The sequence below is a fragment of the Nostoc sp. CALU 1950 genome (assembly GCF_051172895.1).
Lineage (GTDB): Bacteria > Cyanobacteriota > Cyanobacteriia > Cyanobacteriales > Nostocaceae > Nostoc > Nostoc edaphicum_A.
On the sequence record NZ_JBDNJQ010000255.1, the window covers coordinates 1 to 7668 of the forward strand.

Genomic DNA, 7668 nt, shown 5'->3' on the forward strand with positions numbered 1-7668 from the left:
GATAAATCGCCGTCTCTACAATAATCAGTCTTTTGTAGAGACGGCGATTCATCGCGTCTATTGTCTTAACCGAAAAGTATTGAGTCGGGATTCTTATCTCTCATTAATGATTTAGGATCACTATAGCAATTCTAATTACTACTATGGTTTCCCTAAGATACAGCTAGAGCTTGGATGAATTGTAGAAGCAATTGAACTTGTGGGTGAAGACATTAAAACAATAACGCTACCTATAATCTGTAAAGACAGTAGCAAGAAAATACTGTAGTAAATTATTTTTAAATCTTTATTAATGATTTGAAAATAACGTTCTACAAAGGAAGAATAACCTGCGATTCCCACAGAGCAAAAACTTCCAATAATCAATAATCTCATCAATAATTCAATAGAAGAGATAAATGGCGATCGCTCTTGATTATAACAGGGTAAAAAGTTATATTTTTCAATTATTAAATTCCCTAATACAGAGTTAAATGCCACTGGTTTTACAACCATTAATTGTTGACTTATTTTGTGGGGATATTTGACTAAATGGTTACTTACAGAATGATTATATTGATCTACAGCTAATATGTTCGCCATTGATTCTTCAGATGGAATAAGCACAGCAACAATACTCAAGGTAAGGCTAGTAGCAGCAACTACAAGTTTTTTATTGATTTTCATTCAACTTTTCCTTTTTATTCGCATAACAATTGTTGTTTACATCCCCAATCCTGACCGGATAAATAAATCAGCAATGCTACCAAGTCCTATCCCAAAACCCGGAATTATAAATAGAAGCATCATGGCAAATAATCCGAATTGGCTATATTGCAGTGGCTTTAGCTGAGGAAAAATTTCACTGAAAATATGAAAGCCATCGAGTGGTGGAATTGGCAGCAGATTAAACAGAAATAACGTCAAATTAATCCGAGCCGCTAGGTAAAGAAATTCGACACTCAAGAGTCCTGAAAGACTAGGGTTAAAGAAAAGTTTGAGCAGCACAACAAATAGAATTCCTAAAGCCAGATTTGACAATGGCCCTGCTGCTGATACCAAAATATTGCCTAACTTTCCAGAACGAAACTTAGATGGGTTGACGGGCATTTGTCCCCAAGCTATACCCATGAGACAGAGAAAGATGAGCGATTCTTTGCCCATGTGAACTACAGGATTCAGTGTCAAATGACCGGTTTGTTGTGGAGTATTATCTCCCTGACTCATCGCAGCCCAGCCGTGAGCAAGCTCATGCAAAGTGATGGAGAATATGACAATAACAACGATTCTGAAAAAATGAATCGGCTCTGTGATGAGTGTTTGGATAAACATATATTCTGGCTCGTGGTATGTTTGAAGCTGAAATCTGCCCTTTCCGAAGACACGCATGAAAAATTTACCCAATTTCAAAACTACAAGTTTTGAGAATTAAGTGCGATCGCAAATAAATTAGGTAAGATATTTTTGTGCGACTTCCAAGACTAGTTCAAAAATCTATGGAGACGTTGGTTGTTGAGAATGAAGCGAATCAGTTGCTTGAAATCAGCGTAGGCTAGCCCGTCGTAGACATCGCTTTGCAAGACGCCTCGTTAAAATCAGCTTTTTCTCACCACGATAATAGAAGTTCTCATCTATACCGACTGCAATGCCTCGGAAAGCTGAGTAAGGCAGTATTTGTATCATAATTTACTATATTTTGGTAATGCCCCATATCTGTAATAACAAGCTCGTTACCAAAATGTTATTAAAATTACTAAGTAAAAGTCCATAGTGAATACTCGTATATTTTGTAATCAAATTACGTTTACTTTCTGAGTACTAATTGCTTGTATAGCAATCAAAAAATGCATTTTAGTATTTAATAGCCTTATTATCCTACTGGTTAACACGTATTAAAAATTAAAGTTTCTGTATATAAAGCTCTTGTATTACTAATGAGTTATTGCATATTTCAGCTTGCTTAACCAACATTTTTTAATAACTGACCAGATGGTAATTCTCAGTCAGCTATTACTTAGCAATACTTAATACACCAAAAATAAATATCGTTTACTAAATAATTTAAAAATTAATACAGTAATTAGACAGGATAATAACGGCTTATTGGTATTATTTTGATGCACAAACGCAATGATGATGAACAACAATGGATGAAGATCAGCGCCGTTCTTATTGGCGTGCTAATACTACTTTAATTCGTAATCTTTTAATTGTCTGGGCATTGGTTTCCTTAGTTTTCAGTATTTTGTTGGTTCAACCTTTGAATGCAATCCGGTTTTTTGGCGTACCCTTTGGCTTTTGGATGGCACAACAAGGATCAATCTTGGTGTTTGTAGCCTTGATTTTCATTTATGCCTTCCAAATGGACAAGCTAGACCGCAAATACAATCTCGGTAAGCAAGACCAAAAATACAATCTCAAGAAGTGAGGAAAAACCGTGTCAGTTGAAATTTGGACTATTGTATTAGTTGGACTTTCCTTCGTCGCCTACATTTATATTGGTTGGCAATCACGAGTCGAAAATAGTAAAGACTTCTTTATCGCAGGTCAAGGAATACCCTCAATTGCTAATGGTGCAGCCACCGCCGCCGACTGGATGTCCGCAGCCTCGTTTATTTCAATGGCGGGGCTGATTTCTTTTTTGGGTTACGACGGTTCTATTTATTTGATGGGGTGGACGGGTGGCTATGTACTACTGGCATTATTGCTGGCTCCCTACCTGCGGAAATTTGGTAAGTATACAGTGCCAGATTTTGTAGGCGATCGCTACTACTCTAATATCGCCCGTTTGGTGGCAGTAGTTGCAGCCATTTTCGTCTCCCTCACCTACGTTGCTGGACAAATGCGGGGCGTGGGCATTGTTTTTAGCCGCTTCCTCCAAGTAGATATCAATACAGGTGTGATCATCGGCATGGTGATCGTCGGCTTTTTCTCTGTTTTGGGTGGGATGAAAGGCATCACCTGGACACAAGTAGCACAGTACTGTGTGTTGATTTTTGCTTACCTGATTCCAGCGATCGCGATCGCTTGGTTTCTCACTGGTAATCCTGTTCCTCAGCTAGCATTTACCTTCAGTGATATTGCTGACAAACTCAATAAAATTCAGGTTGACCTGGGGTTTAAGCCGTATACTGAGCCGTTTGTGAACAAATCGATGCTAGATGTGCTGTTCACCACCATTGCCCTGATGGTGGGCACTGCTGGCTTACCCCATATTATTGTCAGATTTTACACAGTCAAGAGTGTGCGTGCAGCCCGCTTTTCTGCTGGTTGGGCATTGCTATTTATTGCTATTCTTTATACAACTGCTCCAGCCCTCTCCATGTTTGCCCGCTATAACCTGATCGATTCCCTGCACAATCAGACGGTTGCAGAAGTGCAGCAGCTAGACTGGGCAACCAAATGGGAAAAAACTAAACTGTTGGCTTTTGATGACATCAATAAGGATGGGCGTTTCCAATTAACTCCAAACAAAGACACCAATGAAATCAAGATTGACCGAGATATTATTGTGCTTTCTACCCCAGAGGTAGCTAATTTGCCTCCGTGGGTAATTGGCTTGGTAGCGGCTGGCGGTTTGGCTGCTGCTTTGTCTACAGCATCAGGTTTATTGCTGGTAATTTCCAGTTCCATCGCCCACGATATCTACTACCGGATCATCGATTCATCAGCCTCAGAAGAAAAACGGGTGTTTGTCGGGCGGATTATGGTAGGTTTTTCCCTCGTCCTCGCCGGATATTTTGGGGTGAATCCGCCGGGATTTGTGAGTGAGGTGGTGGCTTTTGCCTTTGGTTTAGCCGCTGCTAGTTTCTTCCCGGTGATTTTCCTGGGGATTTTCGATAAACGCACCAATTCCGAAGGTGCGATCGCTGGCATGGTGACGGGTTTAATTTTTACAATCATTTACATTGTCGGCGTCAAGTTTGGCGGTATGCAACCCTGGTTCTTTGGGGTTTCTCCCGAAGGAATTGGTACTTTGGGGATGCTAATTAATTTCGCAGTTACCCTAGTGGTTTCGCGCCTAACACCTCCTCCTCCAGCCGAAATTCAAGCAATGGTAGAAGACCTCCGCAGCCCATTGATTGAAGAATAGGGGATTGGGCATGGGGCATGGGGCATTGGGCATTGGGCATTGAAAAGAGGCAGAGGGGCAAAGGGGCAGAGGGGAAAGAAGGTAATTTTTTATCCTCCCCCTTGCCCCCAGCCCCTGCTCCCCTGCTTCTTCCTCATCTCCCTTGTCTCCCTCATCTCCCCCTGCTCCCTCTGCTTCCCCTATTCCCTACTGTCCAAGTTCTTTGATGTTATTCATCACTTGTTCATATAAGTCATTGTTTCCCTGACTTTGAAAAATGCTTGCTGCTTGTTCCAAGTCCTTAAGTGCCCCCTGTCTGTCTCCATTGGTAGCGCGAGCATTTCCTCGGTTATTGTAGGCAGGGGCAAAGTTAGGATTGAGGCGAATGGCTTGATTGTAATCTGCGATCGCACCCTGGGGATCTCCATTGGCAACACGGGCATTTCCTCGGTTATTGTAGGCGATCGCATATTTGGGGTTGAGGAGAATAGCTTGGTCAAGATCATCTAGTGCCCCTTTTTTGTCTCCATTGGTGGCGCGGGCATTCCCCCGGTTATTGTAGGCTTCGGCATAGTTGGGATTCAGGCGAATCGCTTCACTGTAATCTTTAACCGCTTCTCTGTTATTTCCTAGTGAGGCGCGAGCATTTCCCAAGTTATTGTGGGCTTCGGCGTCGTTAGGGTTGATGCGAAGTGCTTGATTGTAATCTGCGATCGCTTTTTCTTTGTCTCCCAAATCAAAGTAGGCTAGTCCCCGACCGTTGTAGGCAGCGCCATACTGAGAATTTTGACTAATTGCTTTACCATAAGAAGCGATCGCAGCTTGCAAGTCACCGTTTAAATGCTGATTCTTTCCCTGAAGATAGAACTGCCCACCCTTAGATGTTGTAGCTGAACGACGGCTAGGTTGACTGACTCCTATTTCTGTCACCAATACATTGTCATTCTTACTACAAGAAACACTGCTAATTGCAGTTAAGGTAGTAAAAATAGCTATGGTAAATAAAGTATTTACCCTTATCTGCTTTTGCCTGAATAAACGCCGTTTCATAAGTTAATATAAACTACCATAACGCCTGAAGAAAATTAGTACCAAAGTCTAGATTTTAATTTTTTAACTCAATAGTTATTTTAACTTTTGATAGACATTAAAAGTCAATTGAAATATTTGCCTGATATTTAATAGTTATATTAAGGAAAAAATCTGATTCATAAAGTATAAAAATTGTCAATTTGGCTCTTTGCTATTGTCATATTTGCGCTTTTCGACAATAGATTTATGACCAGTAAACTACTGTTGGTCACGTTTTTTAGAATACTGTTGAAAAAAATATATTTGAAATATTAAGATTTCTTCTTTACAAAAACTCCATAAATTCTGGCATTTGTAGCTAGATGGACAATTTACTCATCTTCTGTTTCACTCTCTTGAATTTTGGAAGTCAGCCGCCAAGAGGTGTTTTTCTCAATATCTACAGACAATTGTTCCAGATTTTGCCCTAAATCTTTTTGGAGTTTCTGAGTTATTGTAATGGGAAAATCTAAATTAATACCTTGAGTTTGTGCTAGCCTTGCCAATTCTGTAAATGTAGCTTTGACTGTAGTCCGTTCATAACTAGTCAGCTTATAATAAGAAGTTTCAGATATATTTTGAGCTTGCATAGCTTTTTTCATGCGTTCTTGCAAATGCTCAAATTCAGAGTTCAACAACTTGCATTGCTGTTCAAGTTGTAAGTATCTGGTACTTAGTGATATTAAGTCTTCCGTTGCGGAGTCCGGGCTGGCTTGGGCTTGTAATCTCAACAAATTTAAGTGGATTTGAGCCAGATAAATACAATCTAAATAAGCATACTCTATCTGTTCTTCAGTCAGGGGACGTTTTCCCCAATCACTTTTTTGTTCTTGTTTGTCAATATTGTTAAAGCTACAAAGTGCAGTAGCTATGGTCTTAAGTTGGTAGTTGGGTAATGGTAAAAGATAATAGGGAATTTTTTTTGCCATTTCCAAAGTGCAGGTAATATTTTTGGCTTTCTTATTACCGAGAAGCTTTAGATCATAACTGGCGTTGTGAAAAACTTTTTCAATGGCAGAATTTATCATAATTTGTTCAATAAATTCTGCTATAATATTTGGCTGATCTAATACATCTAAAAGGTAGACGCGATCGCCACTCATATCTTGAGGATTATCTAATACCTGAATCAGTGATAATCTAGGATTACGACTTTTATAGTCAGCCACTTCTGTATCTATCCACAGCGTTTTAGCCTTGGTATATTCAGCGACAATGGCACTAATTTCGCTGGCGGAAGTAAGGTAGGGCATTGGCTAATATTTCCTGATATTTAGGGCATTGTAAGTAAGCCATAGTTTTCTAAAGTAACATTTTGTTGGGACTTTTGCTGCCACAGCATTCCATAAACGCTGAAGTTTTGAATTCGTCATAGACATCGCCAAATTGACTAAAATCTGATAATATCGAGTCACCACTGTGGGGTGGCATAATCTACCATTGAAATAGCTACTGGGCATCTACATTAAATTCATAGAGAGCTACAGGCTGTATATAGAGCCATCCTGGTTAGCAGCCGTTAGAAAAATTGAATTGGCATTTCTCAAAACTAGTCGCAAAATCTTAGCTTCAAGAAATCGTCCAAGGTTCAATTTTTAGTAACCTGAGCTATTGCTTAGGTACTTTTGCTAATTAACATTTAATTGTTTTTTAACATCTGCTCCTCACCATGACATCACACATCAATTAATCGCTTCAAGTACTCAATTCGGAGATAAATAATGAAAAAGCTAATTCCATTGCTAATTAGTGGCATTTTGGTAGTTGGTGCTTTTGGCTGCGAAGAGGCTCCTAAAACTGGTTCAGACACTCCTAGCACAACTAATCAAGCTGCTCAAGCACCAGCAACACCAGCTTCTCAGATAAATCAAACTGCGGATAAAACTGCCAAAATTCCAGGAAAAGAAGCAACTCCTTTAGTAGCTAGTACAGACACTAAAGTTAAAACCGATTCTGAAAAAACAGCAGCCACAAAAGCTAAGAGCGACTTAAAAACTGAAGTTAGCGCAAAGTTGAATAAAGGCTTACCAGGCAACAAGTTACAAGTTGAAAACAAAGAGGGTGAAATTATCCTCAAAGGCACAGCCGCTTCTGTTGAAGAACTCAAGAAAGCTGAAACCTTAGCTAAAGAAGTTCAAGGTGTGAAGACAGTAAAGGTAGAAGCAAAAGTTGATACTGTGAAAAAGCCATAAAAGAATAACTGAAGCTTTCAGTTAGCATCGGTATAAAAGCCAAATAGAGACTTACATCTGTGTAAGTCTCTGTTTTTGCTTGCTTGTAGCTATTTTCAGGTAAATAGACCACAGGGTAGGGACGCAAGACCTTGCGGTTCAAATATATGAAAACTGCTGTAAATAAAAAGTAAGCAATAAGTGGTTGATACCACTTGAATGAGTTTATAAACCTATGGTTAATAGTTAAAATCTTATAAAAAAGACTGAAACCATTTTTCAGTCTACTGGAGTAGACTTCAGTTTAGCTATAGGATTACTATAGCAATCCTAAATCATTTGTGAAAATCAATCATACATAAATATTTTTGGGAA

General features: G+C 39.4%; 7 protein-coding genes. 3 read left to right on the forward strand and 4 right to left on the reverse strand.

The annotated features are described in order from the left end of the window. Nucleotides 1–141 precede the first annotated feature (141 nt). Both ABF638_RS35900 and ABF638_RS35905 read right to left on the reverse strand, forming a co-directional pair. Nucleotides 142–666 (reverse strand): hypothetical protein, encoded by a 525-nt coding sequence (locus ABF638_RS35900; RefSeq protein WP_435027537.1) that lies wholly within the window; start codon nucleotides 664–666, stop codon nucleotides 142–144. Nucleotides 667–702: 36 nt separating this feature from the next. Further along, the gene (locus tag ABF638_RS35905) at nucleotides 703–1311 is read right to left on the reverse strand and encodes a site-2 protease family protein (protein WP_181932756.1); all 609 of its coding nucleotides are present in this window, start codon (nucleotides 1309–1311) and stop codon (nucleotides 703–705) included. A gap of 814 nt (nucleotides 1312–2125) precedes the next feature. On the opposite strand from ABF638_RS35905, the gene ABF638_RS35910 reads away from it, so the two are divergent. Both ABF638_RS35910 and ABF638_RS35915 read left to right on the forward strand, forming a co-directional pair. Further along, the gene (locus ABF638_RS35910) at nucleotides 2126–2407 is read left to right on the forward strand and encodes a DUF4212 domain-containing protein (RefSeq protein ID WP_181927712.1); all 282 of its coding nucleotides are present in this window, start codon (nucleotides 2126–2128) and stop codon (nucleotides 2405–2407) included. 9 nt (nucleotides 2408–2416) lie between these two features. Beyond that, nucleotides 2417–4072, forward strand: coding sequence for a sodium:solute symporter family protein (locus tag ABF638_RS35915; protein ID WP_435027538.1), 1656 nt, complete (start codon nucleotides 2417–2419; stop codon nucleotides 4070–4072). A 186-nt stretch (nucleotides 4073–4258) separates the two neighbouring features. Here the strand turns inward: ABF638_RS35915 and ABF638_RS35920 are convergent, their stop codons facing one another. Beyond that, complete coding sequence (locus ABF638_RS35920; RefSeq protein WP_435027540.1) at nucleotides 4259–5101, reverse strand: tetratricopeptide repeat protein; 843 nt, start codon at nucleotides 5099–5101, stop codon at nucleotides 4259–4261. Nucleotides 5102–5454: 353 nt separating this feature from the next. Beyond that, entirely contained in the window at nucleotides 5455–6375 is a 921-nt protein-coding gene (locus ABF638_RS35925) for a ribonuclease D (protein ID WP_435027541.1), read from the reverse strand. Nucleotides 6376–6843: 468 nt separating this feature from the next. Here ABF638_RS35925 and ABF638_RS35930 point away from each other — a divergent pair, with 468 nt between their 5' ends. Then, nucleotides 6844–7314 (forward strand): BON domain-containing protein, encoded by a 471-nt coding sequence (locus tag ABF638_RS35930; protein WP_435027542.1) that lies wholly within the window; start codon nucleotides 6844–6846, stop codon nucleotides 7312–7314. Nucleotides 7315–7668: the final 354 nt, after the last annotated feature.

Excerpts from the sequence above, each read along its gene's own strand:
- ABF638_RS35900 (WP_435027537.1), bottom strand. The coding sequence starts at position 666 with ATGAAAATCAATAAAAAACTTGTAGTTGCTGCTACTAGCCTTACCTTG.
- ABF638_RS35905 (WP_181932756.1), bottom strand. The coding sequence starts at position 1,311 with ATGTTTATCCAAACACTCATCACAGAGCCGATTCATTTTTTCAGAATC.
- ABF638_RS35910 (WP_181927712.1), top strand. The coding sequence starts at position 2,126 with ATGGATGAAGATCAGCGCCGTTCTTATTGGCGTGCTAATACTACTTTA.
- ABF638_RS35920 (WP_435027540.1), bottom strand. The coding sequence starts at position 5,101 with ATGAAACGGCGTTTATTCAGGCAAAAGCAGATAAGGGTAAATACTTTA.
- ABF638_RS35925 (WP_435027541.1), bottom strand. The coding sequence starts at position 6,375 with ATGCCCTACCTTACTTCCGCCAGCGAAATTAGTGCCATTGTCGCTGAA.
- ABF638_RS35930 (WP_435027542.1), top strand. The coding sequence starts at position 6,844 with ATGAAAAAGCTAATTCCATTGCTAATTAGTGGCATTTTGGTAGTTGGT.